Source organism: Acinetobacter sp. V89_7 (assembly GCF_029967895.1).
Lineage (GTDB): Bacteria > Pseudomonadota > Gammaproteobacteria > Pseudomonadales > Moraxellaceae > Acinetobacter > Acinetobacter soli.
The window spans coordinates 263,743-286,302 of sequence record NZ_JASCAJ010000031.1; the positions used below are offsets into that span (position 1 = coordinate 263,743).

The 22,560-nt window shown below is 43.4% G+C and carries 22 protein-coding genes and 1 other RNA gene; 12 read left to right on the top strand and 11 right to left on the bottom strand.

Going from position 1 to position 22,560, the window contains the following annotated elements; genetic code table 11:
* Positions 1–93 precede the first annotated feature (93 nt).
* Together QLG00_RS12590 and QLG00_RS12595 are read left to right on the top strand one after the other, a co-directional pair.
* Complete coding sequence (locus QLG00_RS12590) at positions 94–636, top strand: hypothetical protein (protein ID WP_282471130.1); 543 nt, start codon at positions 94–96, stop codon at positions 634–636.
* 265 nt (positions 637–901) lie between these two features.
* A complete protein-coding gene (locus tag QLG00_RS12595) occupies positions 902–1,447 on the top strand; it encodes an N-acetylmuramidase (RefSeq protein WP_282471131.1) in 546 nt (181 codons plus the stop codon).
* 26 nt (positions 1,448–1,473) lie between these two features.
* Here the strand turns inward: QLG00_RS12595 and QLG00_RS12600 are convergent, their stop codons facing one another.
* From QLG00_RS12600 to QLG00_RS12630, 7 genes are all read right to left on the bottom strand, one after another.
* Positions 1,474–1,647 (bottom strand): hypothetical protein, encoded by a 174-nt coding sequence (locus QLG00_RS12600; protein WP_155858624.1) that lies wholly within the window; start codon positions 1,645–1,647, stop codon positions 1,474–1,476.
* 12 nt (positions 1,648–1,659) lie between these two features.
* The gene (locus QLG00_RS12605) at positions 1,660–2,979 is read right to left on the bottom strand and encodes a Y-family DNA polymerase (protein ID WP_282471132.1); all 1,320 of its coding nucleotides are present in this window, start codon (positions 2,977–2,979) and stop codon (positions 1,660–1,662) included.
* A 196-nt stretch (positions 2,980–3,175) separates the two neighbouring features.
* Entirely contained in the window at positions 3,176–3,748 is a 573-nt protein-coding gene (locus QLG00_RS12610; RefSeq protein ID WP_282471133.1) for a hypothetical protein, read from the bottom strand.
* Between the two features lie 64 nt (positions 3,749–3,812).
* Positions 3,813–5,093 (bottom strand): integrase family protein, encoded by a 1,281-nt coding sequence (locus QLG00_RS12615; protein ID WP_282471134.1) that lies wholly within the window; start codon positions 5,091–5,093, stop codon positions 3,813–3,815.
* 157 nt (positions 5,094–5,250) lie between these two features.
* Positions 5,251–5,435, bottom strand: a non-coding RNA gene (gene ssrS, locus QLG00_RS12620) — 6S RNA.
* A gap of 100 nt (positions 5,436–5,535) precedes the next feature.
* Positions 5,536–5,820, bottom strand: coding sequence for a cell division protein ZapA (locus tag QLG00_RS12625; protein ID WP_004936208.1), 285 nt, complete (start codon positions 5,818–5,820; stop codon positions 5,536–5,538).
* A complete protein-coding gene (locus QLG00_RS12630; RefSeq protein ID WP_004936212.1) occupies positions 5,817–6,365 on the bottom strand; it encodes a hypothetical protein in 549 nt (182 codons plus the stop codon). The genes QLG00_RS12625 and QLG00_RS12630 overlap by 4 nt, the downstream gene beginning before the upstream one ends.
* A gap of 64 nt (positions 6,366–6,429) precedes the next feature.
* Here QLG00_RS12630 and QLG00_RS12635 point away from each other — a divergent pair, with 64 nt between their 5' ends.
* The 5 genes from QLG00_RS12635 to QLG00_RS12655 all read left to right on the top strand — a co-directional run bounded on the left by QLG00_RS12635 (position 6,430) and on the right by QLG00_RS12655 (position 11,322).
* Entirely contained in the window at positions 6,430–7,062 is a 633-nt protein-coding gene (locus QLG00_RS12635) for a UPF0149 family protein (protein ID WP_004946229.1), read from the top strand.
* Positions 7,063–7,116: 54 nt separating this feature from the next.
* Positions 7,117–8,442, top strand: a complete 1,326-nt coding sequence (pepP, locus tag QLG00_RS12640) for a Xaa-Pro aminopeptidase (protein ID WP_119689673.1) — start codon at positions 7,117–7,119, stop codon at positions 8,440–8,442.
* A gap of 24 nt (positions 8,443–8,466) precedes the next feature.
* Positions 8,467–9,672: a 2-octaprenyl-6-methoxyphenyl hydroxylase gene (ubiH, locus tag QLG00_RS12645; protein WP_282471135.1), complete on the top strand. Its 1,206-nt coding sequence runs from the start codon at positions 8,467–8,469 to the stop codon at positions 9,670–9,672.
* Positions 9,669–10,901: an FAD-dependent monooxygenase gene (locus tag QLG00_RS12650; RefSeq protein WP_282471136.1), complete on the top strand. Its 1,233-nt coding sequence runs from the start codon at positions 9,669–9,671 to the stop codon at positions 10,899–10,901. Before ubiH ends, QLG00_RS12650 begins: the two co-directional genes overlap by 4 nt.
* Positions 10,902–11,073: 172 nt before the next feature.
* A complete protein-coding gene (locus QLG00_RS12655; protein WP_004936225.1) occupies positions 11,074–11,322 on the top strand; it encodes a hypothetical protein in 249 nt (82 codons plus the stop codon).
* Positions 11,323–11,367: 45 nt separating this feature from the next.
* Here QLG00_RS12655 and rsmI read toward each other — a convergent pair whose 3' ends face one another.
* Positions 11,368–12,213, bottom strand: a complete 846-nt coding sequence (gene rsmI, locus QLG00_RS12660; RefSeq protein WP_048764162.1) for a 16S rRNA (cytidine(1402)-2'-O)-methyltransferase — start codon at positions 12,211–12,213, stop codon at positions 11,368–11,370.
* A 13-nt stretch (positions 12,214–12,226) separates the two neighbouring features.
* Here rsmI and QLG00_RS12665 point away from each other — a divergent pair, with 13 nt between their 5' ends.
* The 4 genes from QLG00_RS12665 (at position 12,227) to QLG00_RS12680 (ending at position 15,239) form a co-directional block, all read left to right on the top strand.
* On the top strand, positions 12,227–13,165 hold the full coding sequence (locus tag QLG00_RS12665) for a penicillin-binding protein activator (protein ID WP_004936232.1): 939 nt from the start codon (positions 12,227–12,229) through the stop codon (positions 13,163–13,165).
* Positions 13,162–13,584, top strand: coding sequence for a YraN family protein (locus QLG00_RS12670; RefSeq protein ID WP_004936234.1), 423 nt, complete (start codon positions 13,162–13,164; stop codon positions 13,582–13,584). Before QLG00_RS12665 ends, QLG00_RS12670 begins: the two co-directional genes overlap by 4 nt.
* Before the next feature lie 85 nt (positions 13,585–13,669).
* A complete protein-coding gene (locus QLG00_RS12675; RefSeq protein WP_004946240.1) occupies positions 13,670–14,362 on the top strand; it encodes a BON domain-containing protein in 693 nt (230 codons plus the stop codon).
* Positions 14,352–15,239, top strand: a complete 888-nt coding sequence (locus tag QLG00_RS12680) for an alpha/beta hydrolase (RefSeq protein WP_282471137.1) — start codon at positions 14,352–14,354, stop codon at positions 15,237–15,239. Before QLG00_RS12675 ends, QLG00_RS12680 begins: the two co-directional genes overlap by 11 nt.
* 10 nt (positions 15,240–15,249) lie before the next feature.
* Here the strand turns inward: QLG00_RS12680 and nudC are convergent, their stop codons facing one another.
* The 3 genes from nudC to dnaQ all read right to left on the bottom strand — a co-directional run bounded on the left by nudC (position 15,250) and on the right by dnaQ (position 19,099).
* Positions 15,250–15,999 (bottom strand): NAD(+) diphosphatase, encoded by a 750-nt coding sequence (gene nudC / locus QLG00_RS12685; protein ID WP_004936241.1) that lies wholly within the window; start codon positions 15,997–15,999, stop codon positions 15,250–15,252.
* On the bottom strand, positions 15,999–17,648 hold the full coding sequence (locus tag QLG00_RS12690) for a chemotaxis protein (protein WP_282471138.1): 1,650 nt from the start codon (positions 17,646–17,648) through the stop codon (positions 15,999–16,001). Before QLG00_RS12690 ends, nudC begins: the two co-directional genes overlap by 1 nt.
* 116 nt (positions 17,649–17,764) lie before the next feature.
* Positions 17,765–19,099 (bottom strand): DNA polymerase III subunit epsilon, encoded by a 1,335-nt coding sequence (gene dnaQ, locus QLG00_RS12695; protein ID WP_111812046.1) that lies wholly within the window; start codon positions 19,097–19,099, stop codon positions 17,765–17,767.
* A gap of 211 nt (positions 19,100–19,310) precedes the next feature.
* Here dnaQ and QLG00_RS12700 point away from each other — a divergent pair, with 211 nt between their 5' ends.
* Complete coding sequence (locus tag QLG00_RS12700) at positions 19,311–22,520, top strand: LysM peptidoglycan-binding domain-containing protein (protein WP_282471139.1); 3,210 nt, start codon at positions 19,311–19,313, stop codon at positions 22,518–22,520.
* Positions 22,521–22,560 lie beyond the last annotated feature (40 nt).

Consider the following 22,560-nt stretch of genomic DNA (forward strand, 5'->3'; position numbering starts at 1 on the left):
ATTGAACTTTTATAATTCGATCATGTCGTTCTTTATATTGTTTTTATATTTTGTTATCTTATTTTGTCTTGACTTTGTAAGAGACGAATAAAATTGAATATCATTTCATTTGATGAAGAATTATTAAAAACAACTGCACGACATTGGGTTGATTGTGGAATTGCACTAAATCTTGATGATGAGTTAATTGAATTAAATGAGCAATTTTTCGAACATATTCATGCAAGTAAAGACTACGGAGACTATTTAACAAGAGAAAGTCTAAATACATACATTGGTATTTGCGAGGATGATTGCGATCATCCAAACGTGATTGTTGAGGTTGGTTATCATCGACGAGGCCGTGAACTAACGTTAAAGATTTTTGATATCTACATAAGTCCAAAGCTTGATAGTTTAGAAGATTCGGAATATGATTCTAAATACGCAGAATATTTGATCTTCATTATTCAAAAATTCTTGCAACATGCTGATGGTTCAGGTAGTGCTACTAAGATATATGCACGTACTGACTACAGTCAGGCATTCTTACAAAGAATGCATGAAGCAGCAGAGTCAATTAAATCAGAATTAGATAGAGCTGGTTTGACAGTAAATTTTGAAGGTAAGCGTTGGCTTGCCTTTAGACGTCAATAAACCTTCTAAACGGGTGTGGGAATTATGAACGTTATTTCATTGCAAAGTCATGTTCAATTAACTGAAAGAAAACAACAAAAGGTTAATGAATTGGTTGCACAATGTGTATTGTCTGCTTGTGCTAAAACCCCAAGTATGCGACAAGTCCTCAAAGGAGATATGCGCAACACTATCTACGCTTCGCGTCTGCGAAAAGTGTCGTAACTTTTTCACGTAAAAAACCCCGCAATTGCGGGGTTTTTTATTGTCTATAGGAAAATAATGAATGAATGTTGATCAATATTTAAAAGAACTCATTGACCGTGAAGGTGGATATGTCAACAATCCAGCGGATCGTGGTGGACCAACAAAATATGGCATTACAGAAGCTGTAGCTCGAGCAAACGGCTACAAAGGTAATATGCGTGATTTACCCCTAGATTTTGCAGTTTCAGTTTACAAGAAGCGGTACTGGATAGAGCCTCGATTTGATCATGTGAATGCAATCACATCTGCAGTGGCAGAGGAACTACTTGATACAGGCGTAAACTGTGGCGTAGCATTTGCAAGACCGTTATTACAGCGCGCATTAAATTTACTGAATAATCAAGGAAAAGGCGGCTGGTCAGACATTGCGGTGGACGGGATATATGGGCCTGCAACGTTGAATGCATTACGTACTTACTATGTTAAGCGAGGCAAAGAAGGGGAGCGTGTGTTATTGCGTGTTTTAAATATCATGCAAGGCCAGCGCTACATTGAAATTTGTGAACGCAATCCAAGCCAAGAGCAGTTTTTCTATGGATGGATTAATAATCGGGTAGTGATTTAATTAAAGAAAAGCCCTCGCTAGAGGGCTTACTTATCTGGACCTTCCCAGAGCATTACAGTGCGAGATACATTCGTTTTTTTATTAAACTGTTCCTTAGCAATCTTCAGTGCACTATTGCCATCATTAGCGTAGACACAAATCTTTCTCTCTAAAGTCAATTTAGAATCATCAGCGTAAAAACAGACTTGATAACGATGCATGCGCGATACCTCTCAATGAATTTTCACTCGTATATGAGCGTCATTAATACACAATAAGCTGTGAAAGTTAAAATAATTTTGTGTTTTTGATGTCGCTGTCATTGTCCAGATTCTATTTTCAAACATACTCGCGCCAAATCCAATTTTTGTTTTTCCATACTTTTCTTGTATCTTCTCAATAGATTTCATCAAGTGCTCAGTGAGTTCGAGCTGTGCATAGTCAGTCAGCAAATCATAGTTGTATGAAGCCTTAGGCTCTAATGCACTTAAAATGATTCCCGCCTTTTTAAACTCAATTCCTTTTATATAAATCTGCTCAGTAAGCGTATTGGCAGCAGCTACGAGTTTTCGTACGTCATCTGTGGGCACACTAAAAGCTGTGGATTTCTCGCCCTTATAGAACTTGTTCTTTGTATCGAATGGATTTGAGTAAGCAAAAACAATCATGTACCCACATAAAACCTGTTCTTTTCGTAAACGCATAAATGCTTCTTGAGTACGCCTTGATATTGCTTCTTTTAAATCATATTTATCAGTGATTCGATTTCCAAATGACCGAGAAGCCACGATCTGCTTACGAGTCGGCTGCGTATGCTCAATGTCAATACATGCTGTGCCGTTGAGTTCAATCACAGTGCGCTTAAGCACTACAGAAAACATCTTCTCAATATATGAGGGCGGGGCATTCATCAGCTGATAGACATTAGTGATGTTCATCATTTCAAGTTTCTTCGCATTCTGCCTGCCCACGCCCCATACTTCACTTACATCAGTCTGCTTATACAGAACATCCCGGACACCATCCTGCATCAGATCAAACACATTACAAACGCCATCTAAATGCGAATATGTCTTCGCAATGTGATTCATCATTTTAGCTTCAGTTTTAGATCTGCCGATGCCAACGCATACTGGGAGATTGATCCAGTCTAGAATTCTTTTTTTAGCAGTCCGAGCAAAGTCATTCAAATTATAAAGGCCACGGTAAGCTGTCAGTTCTAGGAAACACTCATCGATTGAATAAACTTCATGATCCCTTTCTGAAACCATTGCTTTGAGAATGTTATGAAATCGGCGTGACATCTCAGCATACAGAGCGTAGTTGCTCGATAGAACAACGACTTTATGCTGCTGAATGATATCTCGAATCTTAAAAAGCGGGACACCCATCTTGATGCCAAGTTTTTTGGCTTCTTGAGAACGCGCAACAGCACAGCCATCATTGTTACTTAAAACAATGACGGGCCTATTGTTCAGTTGCGGCTGGAATACTCTCTCACATGACACATACATATTGTTCACATCAATGAGAAGAAAAATACGCTCTTTCATATCAATCTTGATATCGTTACAAAATCAAGTTAATGATAAGAATTGGTCAAAACAAATTCAAATTTAAAAAATTGTGGATAAACAGCTAGAAGTCAAAACTTGTCGCTGGATTGAGTGTATTTGGTCGGAAAATCTACATATCAAATTTAGAAATAGAAATGAGATTCTAAATTTGATCATTTAATAAAAGGGGAATTTATATTTCATCAAGAATTTCAAATTTTTTATCACTAATATTTTTTCTTAAATTTCCTGTTATATATCCTCTATATTCCATTATTTTATGTCTCTCAGATATCCATAATTCCCTGTGACCGTTAATTTGAGAGTTTAAAAGTATTTTAGATACGTCTTGATGAAGATCGTTATATTTCTTATCAATATCTAAACCGATTTTATTATGATCTATGATCTTATATAATTTAAAAAAATACTTTAGACTTCGATTAAAATCACCAATATTTCCATTGTAAAACACATTTAAATTTTTTTCTAAATGATCGATCATCGTCAATATTTCATTGATAACTTCAATTTTAAGGTCAAATACTTTTTGCTCCCTCCAATCGTTAAATAGATAAGCAGCAACGACAGATGCGCCTAACGTTGCAACTGCACCAAAATAACTCCCAGTCGTACTTAATGCATCTTTTGCAGCGGCAGCACTCCAAGAATATTGGTAGAAAATCCAAAATGTAATTAGTAGGAATAAAAAACATATTGTAAGGCTTATGATAAAGCTGAAACTGATAGGTTTAATTTTTTTCAATTAAAATCTCATATATAAAAAATAACTATTTGTGTAAGTCTACTGATTCGAATAAATAAAAAAGTTAAATATACTTTCTAAATTTAATTAATTGCGTAACTTCTTCAGACAATACTTTCTCTTCGATCATATTCATAGCCTTCCGTAATTCTTCGAATGAGACTTGAATATAACCGTCTGTGACATCGTTATCATCATCTTCAAGTGTATGGTTGATAAGTCGCTTGATCGTGTAACTACCGATGGCCAAGCTGTTTGCAATCGTACCGAACGTCCTGCGCAAATCATGAAACGTAAACTCAATACCCGACAATTCAGTAATTTTTTTGCGTACGTCTCGACGATCTTCAATATGTGATTTACCAGTTTTATCAGGGAAAACATACTGATTGTCACCGGCTCTTTTCTTACGCTCTCTGAGAATGTGCCACAACATATCACCCAAAGGTAAAAGTAGATCTTCGCCGTTTTTGGTATCAGTGATTTTGATTGTGCCGTACTTCAAATCAATATTTTTCCACTCTACGGTTTCGGCCTCACTTCTACGAAAACCGGTTAAGATCGTAAGAAATAAATAATCCTGATTCGTGTATGCATGCATGTTGTCTTTTTGGCTTCCAAGCCAGTGAGTATTTGCTACATGATATGACCAGTCGTGAAGTTGATCGGCCCGAATGTATGTGCGCCGTCTCTTAATCTTGTTCTGATTCTTTTTAGATCCGATGAACGCCGCGGGATTCTCGCCAGAGATTAACGGTTTATCTTCTGGCCCGAGATAATTGATCTTTGCAAAGTTATGCAATGCTCTTAGGAATTTAAATGCAAGATTGGCCTGAGCTGGGCTACGTTCAGTAAGTACAACAAAACGATCTCTACATGCTTTTTGAGTTAAGTCAGTAATCTTGAGGTTCTGCCAGTCCTCAAAATAATCATTTACGCAGATGTCATATGCGATGATTGAATCTCTGGATAATGATTTTCGCTCTTTGTAGAGTGAGTATACTTCTGCAATAGTCGGTATACTTTTGGATGTTAGTAACTGATCGGCTGCGGCGAGTCGTATATTTTTCTTCTCAGCATTAGGATTGATGCCTTTGCTGATCATGAGAAGATATTCTTTAGCTTGTTCTTTGGCTTGATTGACTGTCCATAGACCATACTGGCCAATGGTAACGCGGCATGGCATGCCGTTAGGGAGCTTCTTTTCTGCAATGAAGGTCTTGACGCCCTTAACACGTAAACCGAAACCAGTGAGCTCAGAATCTCGATAAATAACCTGTTTTTCAGGCGAAAGAGGGACGTTGTCTACGAAAGTTTTGGTAATTTTGATTTTTTCATTGGTCATAAACATTTCGCCGTCTTTGCACTAATAGCGCATATTAAACAACAAATAGCACTAATTCTAGAGTATACACAGCGCATACACAGAAGACTATTCGAAATTTAAGGGACGGTAATGGAAGTGCGATTTGAAGCTAAGTTATTATTATAATTTAAAAATAAATGCCTCCGAAGATGCCGCTGCCTGTCATTACCCTTGAACCCTTAAGTTCAAGGTGGAAGCGACGCATACTTGCTGGGTTTCCTACTCGCGGTAGGCATACACTCTAAATATGCAGAACGCTATCCTAAAGTGATAGTATCGGCTCAGGGGATTCTGACGCGCTGGCGAGCATCCCAGAGACAGATTCAGTATAACCGATCTGAACTCAATGGCAATTCCCTTGCCACAGTGTTATGTAAACTTAGTTTTCAAGTGGTGAACGTTTGCGCGAAAATGCACAGTTCTATAGGCTTTTTTCTACATCTTGTAAAATTGCGTCTAACAATCGCTCGCAATGTTCATACTCTTGCAATGATTTATTGAGGCTGAGTACTTCTTGGGTCAATTGAAGCGCGACCATGATGACCAGCTTGTTGTGTTCAACGCGCGGCGCACTGCGGCGCATTTCATTAAAACGCTCATTCAGTACTTCAGCAGCACGTTCAAGCTCATCACGTTTTTCAACTGTGGTATTTAGACGAAAAATTTGTTCGATTAAACGTAGTTCGACGACCACTTGATCGCTCATGGATGAATCTCCTCAGTAGGGTCGGCGAGTTGCTGGATTTCCTGAGCATGTTGATCTTGTGCCGTACCCAAAATTGCAAGTCGTTGAATGATCGCTTCAACCTTTGATTTGGCCAGTTCATTTTTTTTCAGCAACCGATCACGATCTTGTTGTAACTCTTGAATCTCTTGCTGGGTTTGGCGCTGATGTGCTTGTAACTTTTCTTTTGTAACACGTAAGTCGTTGCGCTCTGCCAAAATTTCCTGAAAACGATTTTTCAGATCTGTACAACTTTTTTCCAAACGGCTGTATCGGTCTGCAAGTGCCGTGGCATCTGTGTTAAGTTGCTTAAACTGGCCTTGAAGTTGGGAAAGCTGATCATTTAAGGTCTCAATTTCCTCTTGCTTGGCCGTAATGATGCTATTTTTTTGCACGATTTGACTATGATGTTGGGCTTCAGTTTCATCTTTCGTCTTTACGAGCGCTTCGTTGTCACGCTCTAAATGAAGTAAACGCGTTTTTAAAACGCCAACATGCGCTTGAAGTCGCTGTAATTGTTCTAACATAACGTAGTCGCACAGAATTGCAATCAAAGGTAATATATACGAAGTATAGAGATTGGATAAGCGAATGCAAGACGATATTTCAGGTTGGAACGAGTGGAACCAAAATTTTGAAGGAATTGAGGAAATTTCAAGCCCTAGTGAGTTACATGGTTTGCTTACAGGTATAGTTTGTGTGACAGAAGCACCGACCAGAGATGAATGGTTACAAATTTTAGCAACGCTAAATGTACCGACTTTAAACGATCAGGCGCTGTCTGTGCTGTCCGATGAAGCTGAAGACGTTGCGCATGCGCTCGCCGAAGATGAGCTGGACTATTTACCTATGCTTCCAGATTCAGAGCATCTTTTGCAAGAGCGGGTACAGGCGCTTGCAGATTGGTGTGCTGGCGTGGTACTCGGCTTTGGTTTGGCTTCTGGACACATCCGTTCAGATGAAGTTGAATTGATTGAGCATCTCCAAGATGTTGCAGCAGTCGAATTTGACGAATCAGACAACGATGAAGAAGGCGAAATGGGTTACGAAGAACTGTATGAGTTCGTTCGTTTGATTCCGGTCAGCTTATCGATTGGCCGTAAAAAAATCCCTGTTTCAGAAAGCTCATTGATTAAAAGTTTTCAGTCAAAGTTGAAAAATACATCTGAATCTGATGAAAATCAGAGTATTGTTGAAATGTTTACACCACATCGTCCAAGCTAATGCTTGGGCGCTGCCTTACCATTTAGACATTATCCATATAGATTATAAGAGCACATGAAACTGACCCAAGCAGATTTTGAACGTCGTCGAGACCGCCTCGCTGAGCAGATGGGGCCAAACAGTATTGCAATTATTGAAACCAGTCCAGTGGCGTATCGAAATCGTGATGCGGATTATAAGTTTCGTGCAGATAGTAGTTTCTTTTATTTAACTGGATTTGCCGAGCCTGAAGCTGTAGCAGTGATTGAAACGGGTGAAAGTACAGCAGATTACACCTATAGCCTGTTTTGTCGTGAACGTAATCGTGAGCTTGAAATCTGGAATGGTTATCGTGCAGGTGTCGATGGTGCGGTTGAAGATTATGAAGCAGACGAAGCCTTTGCGATTGATTTGCTTGACGAAGAAATCATCGAGAAGTTATTCAATAAAGGCGCCATTTATTATCGAATCGGGCATCGAGCTGAATTTGATGCGCGCGTAAGTCAATGGATTAAACAGGCTCAAGATCAAGACAAACGCGGCGACGGTGCGCCGTCTCAAGTGCTTCAACTCGATCGTCTCTTAGATGAAATGCGCCTGTTTAAGTCAGAAGAAGAAATTCAATTGATGCAAATCGCATCGGACATCAGTGCACAAGCGCATACTCGTGCCATGCAAAAGGTTCGTCCGGGTATGAAGGAGTATGCACTTGAAGCTGAATTGAACTATGTATTTAATCAAAATGGCTGTGTCCCGTCTTACAACAGCATTGTTGGTGGTGGAGCCAACGCCTGTATCTTGCACTATGTAGAAAACAATCAGCCGCTCAATGATGGTGATTTGGTGCTGATCGATGCAGCATGTGAATACCAGTGCTACGCATCTGATATTACGCGTACTTTTCCAGTCAATGGTCGTTTTAGTCCAGAGCAACGCGCGCTCTATCAAATCGTGCTAGACGCACAGTATGCCGCGATCGATCAGGTGCGAGTCGGACGGTCGTATCGTGATCCACATGAGGCCGCAGTGCGTATCATCACACAAGGTTTACTTCAGCTTGGACTGATGCGCGGCGCAATCGATGAACTCATCGAAAAAGAAGCCTACCGTCAATTTTACATGCATGGCACCGGACATTGGTTGGGGATGGATGTGCATGATGTGGGTGCCTACAAAGTGGCTGGCAAATGGCGAAGTTATGCGCCAGGTATGGTGGTCACGGTTGAGCCGGGTATTTATATTGCGCCTGATGATGAAACGGTGGATGAAAAATGGCGCGGTATCGGCATTCGAATTGAAGATGATGTCGTGGTGACCGAAGATGGCCCACTAATTCTGACGCAAAATGTGGTTAAAGAAATCGATGCAATTGAAACACTTATGGCTCAAGCGAAACGATAAAAATCGAGTAAAGGAGAAATCGCAGTGCAACATGTGATTATTGTCGGTGGTGGAATGGTGGGATTGAGCCTCGCGCTCATGCTGGCAAAACAAAATATTGCAGTAAAATTGCTTGAAGCCATTCAGTATCCAGATTACGACGACGAAAATCTGGCTCCCTATCACTCAAGTTTCGATGCACGAAATACGGCATTATCACGCCGAAGTGTACAAATTTATCAAAAGTTACAGCTCTGGGATGCGCTACAGCAACACGCAACGCCTATTTTACAGGTTCATATTACCGAAGAAGGCAGTTTTGGCAAAGCAAGACTGGTGGCCTCACAAGAAAAAGTCGAAAGCTTTGGACAGGTCATTGAAAATGCATGGTTGGGGCGTGTACTACTTACACAGGTACGCCAGCATGAACTCATTGAGCTGATTGATGGCGTCAAAGTAACGTCATTAAAACAAGATCAGGACTTTGTCTATTTAAATGCCGAGCGTGAACACGAGCAGCTTGAGTTACAAGCAAAACTGGTCATTGCCGCCGATGGTCGTGATTCATTTTGTCGTCAGGCTTTAGGCGTGGGTGCCGATGTTCGAGATTATGATCAAGTGGCCATTGTGACCACGGTACAAACCTCCAAACCACACGAACAGGTCGGATTTGAGCGCTTTAGTGCGTTAGGTCCACTGGCATTATTGCCTTTGCCTGGCGAGTCGCGACGCTCTGTGGTCTGGCCTGTAAAAAAAGGCACCGAAGACGAATGGTTGGGTGAGCACAACGATCAGCATTTTCTAGATGCTTTACAAAAAACCTATGGGGATCGGGCAGGAACTTTTGAAAAAACTGGACGACGTTTTAGTTACCCGCTGTCACAAGTATTGGCACATAAGCAGGCTGTAGGTCGTGTGGTACTCATGGGTAACGCTGCGCATACGATTCATCCGGTCGCTGGGCAGGGCTTTAACCTATGCCTACGAGATGCTGAAGTACTGGTGCGCCATCTGTTACAACAATTGAGTGAGTCTGACGATATCGGTGAGCCAGAAAATCTGCTGGCTTATGAACAAGCCCGATTAAAAGATCAGCAACGCGTGATTAAATTCTGTGATTCGGTGGTGCGTGGCTTTAGTAACCAAAATCCGGTACTCAAATTATTGCGAAATACCGGGCTGGTGGCTTTTGATGTTATTCCGGGCATTAAGCCATTAGTTGCCAATTACGCGATGGGGTTAAAAGCATGACACAAATGCACGATGTTGTGATCGTCGGCGGTGGGCTGGTAGGCGGACTGACAGCGCTATTGTTGGCTCAAGGTGGCGTTCGTGTCACCGTCCTCGATGCTGCTCCTGTACTTTCACGTGAACACATTGAGCGTGAAGTAAATCCACGAGTATTGGCTTTGAGTCAGGCCACCATTCATTTGTTAGAGACCGTTGGAGTCTGGAGTGCTATTTCACGTCATATGCCGTATTCGGGCATGCAGGTGTGGAATAAAAATGGCTACGGTGAAATTCAATTCGGACATGCGAGCGAGCAGACACCACATCTGGATCAGGCATTGGGTTCGATGGTGGAACCGAGTATTGTTAATTTTGCAATCCAGCAAAAAATGCGTGAAGTGATTGCAGATTATCGGACGCAGATTCGTGTCAAGCGAATCGAATCTGTACAGTCGGGCTGGCAGCTTGAGCTTGAAGATGGTTCAGTTTTGCAGACTCGTTTGCTGATTGGTGCAGACGGTCCAAATTCGTTTGTGCGTAACCAAGCCATGATTGATCTGGATGTGCTGGATTATCGTCAGGCTGCGATTAGCTGTGCCGTGAAGACGGCGCAGCCACATCAGCATGTGGCTCGCCAGCTCTTTTTGCCGACCGGGCCATTGGCATTCTTGCCGATGGCCAGTATCGAGCCAAATGAAAAGGGATTTTGGCAGTCGATTGTGTGGACATTGCCAGAAGATTATGCCGAGGAATATGCTGCATTAGGCGATCAGACATTTGCGGATTTACTTACACAAGAAAGTCAGCATATGTTGGGTCAAGTGCATGAGGTACGTTCGCGTGCAACGTTCCCGCTGATCGCCCGTGCTGCAAAACAATACATCAAACCGGGATTGGCTTTGGTTGGAGATGCAGCGCATGTGATTCATCCTCTGGCTGGTCAGGGCGTCAATATCGGTTGTTTAGATGCAGCACTACTCTGTGATGTGCTGCTACATGACCGGGCGCGAGGTGTATGGGCACATGAACAAACCTTGCGACGTTATGAACATGCGCGTAAAGGGCAAAACGATGCCATGATGCATGGTATGTCTGTGATTGGCTGGCTGGAATCTCAAACGCTATTTCCAGTGATTGCAGCGCGTAACGCGGGCTTAAAATTTGTTGATGAGCATGAAAATCTGAAAAATGCTTTCCTACAGCAGGCCACAGGATTGAGTTTACTCGCCAAAACCCGTTATGCACATTAGGACTTAAACGGTAATTTTTAATCAGTCATTGATCAATGATTACAAATTAGTTTAAAAAAATACGAAATTGGTGTAAAAGCCTCTTTGCGAATACGCAAGAGATTGTTAAATTTCTTCGTAATTTATGAGTAACGTTCATGATGTATGAATCGGTCATTGAGGGGAGAAAAAAATGACGGATATGAATGAATACGATGAATCAGAGGATGCGGCAGTCGATGAAGATGAAGCCAAAGCTGCTGAACATGGTGCCAACGATGAAGAATCAAGCGGAAACGATGCAGATCTTGCAGAAGCTGAAACGCTGACAGTGACAGCCAAGCAAAAGCAAAGACAAGCGCTTGAAGATGAAATTGCGGCATTTCTAGCAAAAGGCGGAAGTATTACCCAAGTTCCGCCAGATGAAGACGCCCGAGATTAATCTGAATCCATAAAAAAAGCATCATGATTGATGCTTTTTTTATGCTTAATTGAGATCGGTCTGGGTCAGTTCTAAAGCGCGTTGATAGGCAATTTTTTTCTTGATGCCGGTCAGGTCGGCGGCAAGCTGAGAGGCAGCCTTCACAGAAAGATCCTGTAAAAGACGCGTCAGTAACTGATCCAGTTTTTCTTGCTCCATGTCTTTTTCAACTGGATTACCGCCTACAATCAGTACAATTTCACCTTTTTGCTGATTATGATCATGCTCTACAAAGCTGACCAACTCACCTAAACTCATTTTTTTTATGGTTTCAAATGTTTTGGTGATTTCACGTGCGAATCCGACAGGTCGCTCGGCACCAAAAACCTGCATCATATCTTTGACACAATCTAGAATACGATGCGGTGCTTCATAAAAAATCAGGGTTTGTGTTTCATCTTTTAGCTTTTCAAGCTGAAGCATGCGCTGAGAAGATTTAGACGGTAAAAAACCCTCAAAACTAAAGCGATCACTCGGAAGTCCGACAGCACTCAGGGCTGCAACGGCTGCACAGGCACCCGGCACGGGTACTACGCGAATCTTGTGCTCTTGGGCAGCACGAACCAGTTTAAAACCTGGGTCACTAATGAGCGGGGTACCTGCGTCACTGATCAGGGCAATATTTTCACCCGCTTTTAAACGTTGAATCAGTTCATTAATTTTATGATTTTCATTGTGATCGTGGCATGCTGTCAATGGAGTTGTTATATTATAATGCTTAAATAACTGAGCAGACTGACGCGTATCTTCTGCGGCAACCAAACTGACCGATTTTAAAGTTTCGATGGCGCGATACGTCATGTCATCTAAGTGCCCAATTGGGGTCGCTACAACAAATAACTGAGCACTCATAAGGTTTTACTCCATGCTACATAATAAAAAGACTTGGCTGCTGATGTTTTTTGCAGCTTTTGTTTCACAGGCACACGCCGAAGTGATCGTCATTCTACCTGAAACCGGACCTATGGCGCGAGCCGCGACCAGTATTAAGCACGGTTTTTTGAGCGCTTACGCGCAATCAAACCACAAAACACCCATCAAATTTGTTAACTCAGATCAGCAAAACATGAAGTCTATTTTCAGGCAGCATGTAGGCAAAAAAACTGAAATGGTGGTTGGGCCACTGGCTCGGCAAGATGTTGAAGAGGTGATGAAGCTCAACCCCAAAGTAAAAGTGTTGGCCCTCAATGAAGTGGGTGCCGAAGCAAAAAACGTGATTCAATTTAGTTTGTCGAAACAAGATGACGCAGGCTCGATGGTCGATGTATTGCAAAAAGATAACATCACGGATCTCTTGGTGCTGCGTCAAAATGGCAGAGAAGCCGATACCGAACTGTATTACATCTCGCTGGTTTCGCAATTTGGTCATCGTGTAGAACCGATTCAAACGTTACCGGCCAAGCTTAAAAAAGGTCAGGGTTTAATGCTGATGGGCGATTCTGCATGGCTCAACCAACTGGGCAAGCTACCCAAACGCGGGGTATATGCACAAGCCATTGCCATTGAAGAAAATAAAGCAATTCCAGAAGGGCTAACCTTTTGTGATGTACCTGCCTTATACGAGCATCAATGGAACGACGTGTACCATGCCTATTTGCAAAAACCTGAACCGATGCCGTATCAGCGTTTAATCGCCTTTGGTGGAGACGCGTGGATGCTGACTGAACAATATGTACTTAATCCTGCCATACAGGATTTTCGACTCAAGGGCCGTACGGGCGATTTAACTGCACAGGGCGATCGGATCAAGCGTAATGTGCATTGTTATCAAAAAACCAAGCGTTCGCTTGTGGTTCTCAAATGACACAGTCTTCACATCATGCTGAGCCGCATGCTCACCACTTGGGCGTATGGGCAGAACAAGCGGCTTTAACCTTGCTGCAAGCCCATGGATTTCAGTTGGTGCAGCAAAATTTTCGCTCGCGCCGTGGTGAAATTGATTTAATTGTGGCCAAAGGGGATGAGCTGGTTTTTGTTGAAGTCAAAGCACGCACCCAAGGGAGTTATGCGATGGCAAACGAAGTACTCATGTACTCACAACAGCGTAAAATCATTAAGACGGCGCAGTATTTTTTGAATAAGTATCCACATTATCAGCAGTTTTACTGTCGTTTCGATGTGATTTGTTTTGATTTCCCCTACAAAATTGCAAAAACAGTACAGCAAGATTTTTCTAATCTTCGCTATGATCGACAGTGGATCGAAAATGCGTTTACTTTGTAACTGGAGTTATTTACTCTTTGGGCATGTAAATGCCGTAAATGTTCGCCGATTGTTTTAAAAAAGAGTGTATAGGGAGTCTTGCTCAGTGGTTAAACGAATTTCAATACTGATGTTGTGCGTAGCAAGTTTATCGGGATGTGCAAGTTTCATTTCGGGTGGAACAGGTTCAGCACCTGTAGGCACAGAGAGCGGTGCGCGCAGCTTAGGGCAGGTGTTTATTGATTCTTCTATCAAGCGCACAGCGACCATTAATTTGTATAAGCTAGACCCTCGCTTTAAACAGTCACGCGTCAACATTGAAAGCTTCCATAGCAATGTACTGTTGACAGGGCAAGTTCCCGATGAATCATTACGTCAGTTGGCTGAAGACAATGTTAAAGCCATGAGCGATGTCAAAACTGTCCATAACTACATTACGGTTGGCCCGCAAATTGGCTATAGTACCATTATGCAAGATACTGCCGTGACCGCAAACACCCGTGGACTACTGGTGCGTGCACCTGTAGTTTCAGATTCTAAAGTCTTGGTTCAAACCGAAGATGGCGTGTTATACGTGATGGGGCGTTTAAATACTGCAGAAATTAATGATCTGAATGATGTACTACAAAAAGTCGGGAATGTGACTAAAATCGTAACCCTGATCGATAACATTGAACAATCAGCCGGTACAGTTGCCAGCTCGACTGTTGCGACACCACTGGTCAATTCGGTGCAGCCAGAAGTACAGACGCCGGTGGCGATTGATCCAAATCAAAACGGAACCACCAATGCTCAATAAACCACATCAGCTTTTGGAGCAACTTGGAAAGCAGGTCGAATGGGTGAAAGAGCAATGTAAGTCGGTGCGTGTTTATGATCTTGGAAGTTATGCGCTCAACCGACTTACGCCTAAATCGAGCTATAGCTGTACTGAAAATATTGCTTATGGCTTGAAAGCGCGTCAGCGACTCGATCTGTACCGAGCCAACAAACCTTTAGCACATCGTCCACTGATGGTTTTTGTGCATGGTGGTGCATGGCAGCACGGTGATAAAAAAGATTATGTGTTTTTAGGTGAAAGCCTTGCGCGTGAAGGGTACGACGTCGCGATCATCAATTATCATCTGGCGCCACAATCTATTTTTCCTGTGTTTGTCGATGATTTAGCCGTGGCGCTCCAATATCTTGATCAACATCAAGCGCGTTTGAATATTTCAGCGCAGCAGATCATTTTGATGGGCCACTCATCTGGCGCATTTAATATTATGTCGCTGGTGTACCATCCCCAGAGGCTTGCGCTTCAGTGTTATGAGCAGATCAAAGCAATTGTTGGATTTGCTGGGCCTTATCATTTTGATTATAAAGGCGACCCACTCGCTGAAGATGCCTTTGATCAGTCGGTGCCCTATCAGGAGGTCATGCCGTATTATTTTGTGAAAAAAAATCATATTCGGCATTATATGTTTCTGGCTGAGAACGATCATATCGTCAAGCAAAGTAATAGCTTAGATATGCAGCAAGTGTTGGTACAGGCTGGAAACCACAGTCATATCAGTGTGATTCCTAAAACGGGACATATCACCATCATTGCAACATTGTCGAGCTTGTTTAGCCGTTATTTCAAGACCAAACGAACGTTACTCAATTTGCTTAAAGAGACACATCCCGTTGAGTAAAAACAGCCAATTACATTGGCTGTTGATGAATCACATGCATAATCATGGCGTACGCAATACTGCCTTTAAATGGAATTTCTGGCAGTTCATCAAACTTGAAAAACTGTGCGTCACTAATTTCCTCTTCTTGTAATTTGATCTCGCCCGATTCATATTCCGCCTGAAAGGCGAGCATTAAATTACTTGGAAAAGGCCAAGGCTGGCTCGATAAGTAACGAATATTTTTAACTTTCAGTCCGACCTCTTCAAGCGTTTCACGTTGAACAGCTTCTTCAAGTGTTTCTGCAATTTCTACAAAGCCTGCAATCAGACTGTACATATTGGTCTTGTTATTGGCATTTTTGGCCAACAAAATTTCGTTGTCGCCTCGGGTAATCACCGTAATCACACACGGTTGGATTCGTGGATACTGATTGTAATGACAAGACGGGCAAGTCATTGTGTATTCAGTAGCATGCTGTTCAGTTTCATGCCCGCAACGGCTACAAAACTTGTGATTGCGGCGCCATTCAAGGAGTTGGACCGCACGGCTTGCCTGCAAAAATTCGTCGGTCGACCATGTCGAAACCAGTTGACGGATCGGCACCAGCTTAAATCCGGCAGGAATTTGATCGTCAGTCTTTAAATCCCGCGCAATAACATTGTCGCCCGTGCCCAGCTTTAAATCGCCAGTCATGGCCTCAACGCTAGGAAGTTTATGGTTTTCATCAACGAGAAGTTGTTGATTATGAAAGATGTAAGCTAGTGATAACTCAGACATTAGGCAACCGCTGATTGAAAGTGAGAGGAGTGTCTTAATGCTACCTCAAAGGTGGCACGTAAGACAGGTTGTTTGGTTTTTAAATTATCGATGAACAGATCCAGACAGGCCAAAATATTCAGTAAACGGCTCATATCATCGTGTTTTAAATCGCTGTGATTGCTTTGCAGCGCACCCATAAACTGTGCACTGTCATGTAAGGCCTTGTGTAATTCTTTTGCACCTAAAAAGAGTGCTGCGCCTGCAAGCTCATTTAACTGCTGCTGCATGGTGCCAAGGTCCAGTGCTGTAGACTCCGTGGCTTGGGTCGCTTCAAGCGCATGTGCCGCGGCATTGACCACCAGTTTGGTTTCGTGCAACAGCGCGGCATGCGCATCATCTAAACGATCGAGTGAAATATTCATATTGTGCGCACGTAGCTGCAAACGATTAGAGGTATAGTTCCGCTCTAAAATACCAATCGAATTCATGGCAGATAAAATACTGCGCATTAGCTGCTGGGCATAGCCATCGTGAGTCAGAATATTTGGCTGATTAAGGTGCTCGGCCTGTTGTGCCAGTGCACGATTGGCTTCGTGTAGGTTTAATACTTTAAACACATTAGCCAGATGAGACAGTTGAGCTTGTAATTCCTGAATTTTTTCAGGTGTCATACTTAAATAGTTGTATTCGATTTCGTTGCGAATTTGTGTCATTGATTCATTGATTAACTGGCACACTGCATGAATGGTGTCATAGTCAGGACCATACAAATGTGAACTCAAGACCTGTAATTGGGTATCGGTCAGTTGATCATCTCCAATACGTAGCTGGCGGCGTAATAGTTCGGAAATCGCATCGTCCTGACTCACGCACAGGCTGATAATATTGGCCAAATCGGTGATAGAAGCTCGAAATTCATCTGGCTGTTCAAAGAATTTACCTATATTGCTTTCGAGTTGAATCAAGATTCTTAGACGCGCATCACTCAAGATTAGCTGATCAATATGATCAAGTGCCACATAAACCAGTTGCCAATATTGCTTGGTATGATGTTTTTTAGCGGCGTTGGCCAGATATGCACCAATCAACTTAATTGCTTGTAAATCCAGTGTGGTTTCGCTGTGCTGGATGAGCTTGTGCAAAGCGTGCTTATATAACTGGTGCACGTATTCGGATTGCTCAAGTTTAGGCGGTAAAGGCAGGGATAAATCACTTTTAAATGCATTTAAGCGGGTAATGAGTCGTTGACCTTCTTGCGTGAGCGGTTTGCCAAGAGCAAGCTCAAGTCGATTCAGCGTATCGAGCAGAAATTGTGGTGCTTTAACTTCATGCAAAGCGGTAAATTCGATATAGCGCTTTAACATGGTGGTGCCTTCACTAAGTGCCGCCATCGTGGTGGCGTCGGTGAGGGCAGGCGCTTGCATGATTTTTCGGACCAATAATGAAATATAGCCGATCATTTGCGACAGATGTCCCATATCAATCAGCTGTAAAACTTGTGCACACTGGTCAAAGTGCTCAAGCGTCTCTTCAAGTTCAAATGGAATCTGTTGCTCATCGTGAAGTGTTTGGATTGCGATTTCAACACGCCGAACTGAATCATCAATTTCTTTTTTTATCGTTAACAATGCAGAAGGGTCGAAGCGAATAGAAACTTGTGAAGACATAAAAACTGCACCACTTTATAATGTTATGAGCGTCCAGACGGCGCGACTAAAAGATCAACCTGACTATACCTCAAGTTGATCGGCTTGCATCATCTGTTGTTAAAAACTTTTGGGTTTTATTTTGCAAACAAGCAGGCGGCCCCATTTTTTTCTTCGTAGCGCTGAACCCATTCATTGTGACGTGCCAATTCTTCTTCGGAGGGTTGAATCACTGGAAGCTGAAAATCGACACGTGCACGTTTTGACTGACCTTGCTCATTTTCACTTTGTGATAGGGCATCCATATCAAATGAAACCTGACCACCGGTCATGGCCAAATAGACATCCGACAAAATTTCCGCATCGAGTAATGCGCCGTGGAACGTACGGTCTCTTGCCGGAATTTCGTAGCGTCTGACCAAGGCATCGAGCGAGTTTTTTTGCCCCGGATGCTTATTTTTGGCCAGTGCCAAGGTATCGGTGACTGTACACACCTCAGACAATGCAGGTAATCCTGCACGGGTAAACTCCATATTCAGGAAGTTCATATCGAAGGTGGCGTTATGTGCAATAATCTCTGCACCTTTCAGATATTCAAATAGTACGTCCGCAATCTCGGCATACTTGGGTTTATCTGCAAGAAACTCGTCGGTAATCCCGTGGACATTAACCGAATCGCCTACCGGCTTTTCTGGATTAATGTAAATATGAATCGAGCTGCCCGTCAGTTTACGGTTGATCATTTCGATCGCACCGACCTCGATAATACGATCGCCATCTTGATAATAAAAACCTGTGGTTTCGGTATCTAGAATGAGCTGGCGCGGGCCTTGTGCATGCACCTGTGCAGGCGTGACAACAATAAACGGGTGAACCTGATTTTGCTCGGACTCACTTGGTATATTGTCCAGTTCTGACTCGTCGTCTGCCTCAATATTCTCTTCAGGTTCTACCTGATCGAGGTCAAAACCGAACGGATCATCGAGCAACCAGTCATTTTCAGGTTTTTTTTTAGTATCTTCAGTGGTTTTAGATTGAGTGTGAAGCTCAGCGGCGATCTGGGCTGCCCCTTGGTTTGCGAGCGTATCGGCCATTTCATTTCCTGCGTGGCCAGCGTGACCCTTAATCCAGTTCCACTCAATTTGACGACCTTGACAGATCGCATCAAGTGCCTGCCAAAGATCAGGATTTTTAACATCTTTCCAGTTTTTCTTTTTCCAGCCATGAATCCATTCGGTAATGCCTTGTTTGACATAGTTTGAATCGGTCCAAATAATCAAGCTGGCATCTGGTGGACAAAAACGAATGCCTTCAATTGCAGCGGTCAGTTCCATGCGGTTGTTGGTGGTGGTTGGCTCGCCACCACACAGTTTATGCTCACCTTGCTCGGTAATGATATACGCACCCCAGCCACCTAAGCCGGGATTGCCTTTACAGGCGCCATCAACATAAAGGGTGATTGTTTGTGACATAAGAACCAGACTCGACACGTAAAACAAAGGGAACAATGGGTATTGTATACGCAAACGAAGCGATTCTCTGCGCTCTAAGGGGTGTTTTTTTAATTTCTTGTAACATTTCCACTCAAATCACGCTAAATTATTGCCTTGTCTCGACGGCATGCTTCACTACAATGGCATATTTAAAGAATTAAACTTTACGCGAGTTGTTTGGAACATCTATATGTATAAATCTACCACAATGATGTGGCCTTTTTCAGTCGCCTCACTTTTCAAATATACGGTTCTTGGTTCTGCAATCGCAGCCATAGGTCTTACAGCCGGATGTTCTTCAACTCCAGAAAAAACACACAGCAAATCGACGCATAAAATGGGTTCAGGCTTTTTAGATGCCAGCAGCTTGGATTCTTTAGAAGATTTACTTTCGGCGACTGACATGCGAGCAGTAGAGGGCGACCGTCTATTAATTTTAAAGCACGGTGACGTTTGGAAACGCATGACCGTCGGATTTAAGATGGACGAAACCCATTGGGACCCACGTATTGAAGCACAGCGTAGCTGGTTTATTTCGCGTCAGCCTTATTTAGACCGCTTGAGCGCACGTGCCAGTCGCTACTTATACCACACCGTAAAAGAAGCAGAACGCCGTGGTTTACCGACCGAGCTTGCACTGTTACCGGTCATTGAAAGTTCTTACGATCCAGCTGCGACCAGTAGTGCGGCGGCGGCAGGACTATGGCAGTTTATCCCAAGTACCGGCCGTATTTACGGCTTGCGTCAAACCAGTCTCTACGATGGCCGTCGTGATGTCGTTGAGTCGACACGTGCAGCTTATGAATTTTTAGGCAGTTTGTATAACCAGTTTGGCTCATGGGAGCTGGCACTGGCCTCTTATAATGCCGGACCGGGACGTATTCAACAAGCCATTAACCGAAATCAGGCGGCAGGCTTACCAACCGATTACTGGTCGCTGAAACTGCCTGCGGAAACTATGAACTATGTACCGCGGTTCCTTGCGGTGGCTCAGATTATTAAAAATCCAAAAGCATATGGTGTGTCATTGCCGCCAATTGCCAATCGTCCGCACTTTCGTGAAGTCACCTTAAGTGGTCCGGTAGACCTCAATCAAATTTCAGCGGTAACCGGTTTAAGCCGTACCGAGCTATATGCTCTTAACCCAGGTTACCGGGGGGATGTGATCGATCCAGCCAGCCCAATGCGGATTTTGATTCCGGCCGATTTAAGCCCATCGATTGACACCAAACTCAGAGCGTTAAAACCTTCATCGTCATCTGGTATGTGGACCGCGAATACCGCAGCACCTCCAGCGTCTGTCACGGTCACTACAACACCAAGAAATACAGGAACGTCCTCGGTGACCACCTCGACCACCCCTGTATTGACTGCCAGTAACACCAAGCCAGCGGTAAAGAATACGACCACTACAGTCGCTTCAACAACCACGCGCCGTATCAGTACTCCGCGTGGTGCAGACGAACTGGCTGCTTTTGCAGCGAGTGCTGATGTACCGAGTGCACCGCGTATTCCAGTTGCAGTGACACAAAAAGCCAATGTGAAGCCTGTGACTACTGAACCACCAATTTCAAAAACCGAACGTGCTGATATTGTTGCTGCGATTCGTTCTGAAGGTCAGAAGGAGACTGTTGCACAAGCGTTGGAGCCACAACCAACTCAAGCAGAAAAAGATCAAGTGGTTGCCGAACTTTCTGCATTGGCACCGAAAGGCACTCAAATTGTCGATCCGCTAGATGGTAAGATTAAGCTCACCGCGATTCAGACCAGTCAATCCGTTGCCGATCAGCAAGGCAAAGAAGTCACCAAAGAATTTGCGTATCCGAAAGCATTGGCAGAAACCGTCAGTGCCAGCGATCAGGATGTACAGCGTAATAGCAACAAGCCGTATATCAAAACGGATACCGATATTGTTGTGGTTCAGCCGAAAGGAAAGCGCTCTACCTATACGGTTGTTTCAGGCGATACGCTGGCCATCATTGCCATGAAAAACGGTGTGAGCTGGCGCGACATTGCAAACTGGAACCAGATCGATCCGAATCGTACATTGTATGCAGGCACTACACTGTATTTGTATGATGCCAAACCACAAGCAGAATCTGCTTCTAAAACCGAGACGATTCCAGATACCTATACCGTTAAAGCCAATGACAGCCTGACCGCAGTGGCAGAACAGTTCGGTTTGAGTGTTAAGCAATTGGCCGATCTAAACGAGCTAAGTGTTACCAGTGGTTTGTTTGTGGGCCAAAAACTAAGCTTAAAAGAGAAAAAAGGCAATCCTACGACGGCCTCGGCTAAGCACAATAGCGATACGAAATCGACCAAACGCACGCCAACCAAACTCTACACTGTAAAACGTGGTGAATATCTCAAACAGATTGCAGATCGTTATGGACTCTCTAATCAGGAACTAGCGGATCTGACCACAGGATTGAATGCAGGAAGTAATTTATATATTGGTCAGAAAATTAATGTTCCATTGCACGAAGTTGCCGAGGAAGAGAGCAGTGTAGCGGCCAAGGCAAGCAAAAATGCTCCTTCGATTAAAACCGAAAGCTATAAAGTACAGCGCGGTGAAACCTTATCGAGTATTGCCAGCGCTACAAAAACGAGCTTGAGTGAGTTACTTGAGCTAAACAATATGAAATCTGCTTCTGGCTTGAGAGCTGGTCAAAGCATTAAGATTCCGGCTGGTTCGACCACACCTGAAGAATATACGGTTCAATCGGGTGATAGCTTAAATGCGGTAGCGAGTAAATTTAATTTACAACTGGATTACTTGGCAGAGCTGAACGGATTAAACCGTACAGCAGGGCTTCGCGTTGGGCAAAAGCTAAAACTCACGGGCGATGTACCATCAAGCTCAAGCAAGAAATCTGCGGAGCAGGCTGCTCCTGAGGTCTATACCGTTAAATCAGGTGATACGCTGGGCGCCATTGCCAGCCGTTATAACCTCGATGCCAATGATTTGATGAAGCTCAACGGTCTACGCAGTTCTAGCCTGCAAGCAGGACAAAAGCTCAAATTAAGCGGTGAAACTGAAAAACAAGTCAGTGCCAAAGCCGAGCCAAAAGCAAAATCCAATGCCAAAGCCTCGACCAAAACCGAGTCTTATACGGTCAAGTCGGGTGAGTCGCTTAATAGTATTGCCAGTCGTTTAGGCATGTCATCTAAAGAGCTGGCCGATTTAAATGACTTGAGTGCCCGCGCGAGCTTACAGCGTGGTCAAACCTTACAAGTTCCAAAAACAATCACGGAGTATAAGGTCAAGCGCGGTGATACCCTGATTGGACTTGCCAGTAAGTATGGCATGGCATTGGCTGAACTGGCCGATCTAAATGATTTACGTCCTTCAAGTTCACTTCGTATTGGAGATGTGATTAAGGTTCCCAATCTATAATTTTACTGGACGATAAATGCACGCCAAGAATGCATATGTA

Excerpts from the sequence above, each read along its gene's own strand:
- QLG00_RS12595 (WP_282471131.1), top strand. The coding sequence starts at position 902 with ATGAATGTTGATCAATATTTAAAAGAACTCATTGACCGTGAAGGTGGA.
- QLG00_RS12600 (WP_155858624.1), bottom strand. The coding sequence starts at position 1,647 with ATGCATCGTTATCAAGTCTGTTTTTACGCTGATGATTCTAAATTGACT.
- QLG00_RS12605 (WP_282471132.1), bottom strand. The coding sequence starts at position 2,979 with ATGAAAGAGCGTATTTTTCTTCTCATTGATGTGAACAATATGTATGTG.
- QLG00_RS12615 (WP_282471134.1), bottom strand. The coding sequence starts at position 5,093 with ATGACCAATGAAAAAATCAAAATTACCAAAACTTTCGTAGACAACGTC.
- QLG00_RS12625 (WP_004936208.1), bottom strand. The coding sequence starts at position 5,820 with ATGAGCGATCAAGTGGTCGTCGAACTACGTTTAATCGAACAAATTTTT.
- QLG00_RS12630 (WP_004936212.1), bottom strand. The coding sequence starts at position 6,365 with ATGTTAGAACAATTACAGCGACTTCAAGCGCATGTTGGCGTTTTAAAA.
- QLG00_RS12635 (WP_004946229.1), top strand. The coding sequence starts at position 6,430 with ATGCAAGACGATATTTCAGGTTGGAACGAGTGGAACCAAAATTTTGAA.
- pepP (WP_119689673.1), top strand. The coding sequence starts at position 7,117 with ATGAAACTGACCCAAGCAGATTTTGAACGTCGTCGAGACCGCCTCGCT.
- QLG00_RS12650 (WP_282471136.1), top strand. The coding sequence starts at position 9,669 with ATGACACAAATGCACGATGTTGTGATCGTCGGCGGTGGGCTGGTAGGC.
- QLG00_RS12655 (WP_004936225.1), top strand. The coding sequence starts at position 11,074 with ATGACGGATATGAATGAATACGATGAATCAGAGGATGCGGCAGTCGAT.
- rsmI (WP_048764162.1), bottom strand. The coding sequence starts at position 12,213 with ATGAGTGCTCAGTTATTTGTTGTAGCGACCCCAATTGGGCACTTAGAT.
- QLG00_RS12665 (WP_004936232.1), top strand. The coding sequence starts at position 12,227 with ATGCTACATAATAAAAAGACTTGGCTGCTGATGTTTTTTGCAGCTTTT.
- QLG00_RS12670 (WP_004936234.1), top strand. The coding sequence starts at position 13,162 with ATGACACAGTCTTCACATCATGCTGAGCCGCATGCTCACCACTTGGGC.
- QLG00_RS12680 (WP_282471137.1), top strand. The coding sequence starts at position 14,352 with ATGCTCAATAAACCACATCAGCTTTTGGAGCAACTTGGAAAGCAGGTC.
- nudC (WP_004936241.1), bottom strand. The coding sequence starts at position 15,999 with ATGTCTGAGTTATCACTAGCTTACATCTTTCATAATCAACAACTTCTC.
- QLG00_RS12690 (WP_282471138.1), bottom strand. The coding sequence starts at position 17,648 with ATGTCTTCACAAGTTTCTATTCGCTTCGACCCTTCTGCATTGTTAACG.
- dnaQ (WP_111812046.1), bottom strand. The coding sequence starts at position 19,099 with ATGTCACAAACAATCACCCTTTATGTTGATGGCGCCTGTAAAGGCAAT.
- QLG00_RS12700 (WP_282471139.1), top strand. The coding sequence starts at position 19,311 with ATGTATAAATCTACCACAATGATGTGGCCTTTTTCAGTCGCCTCACTT.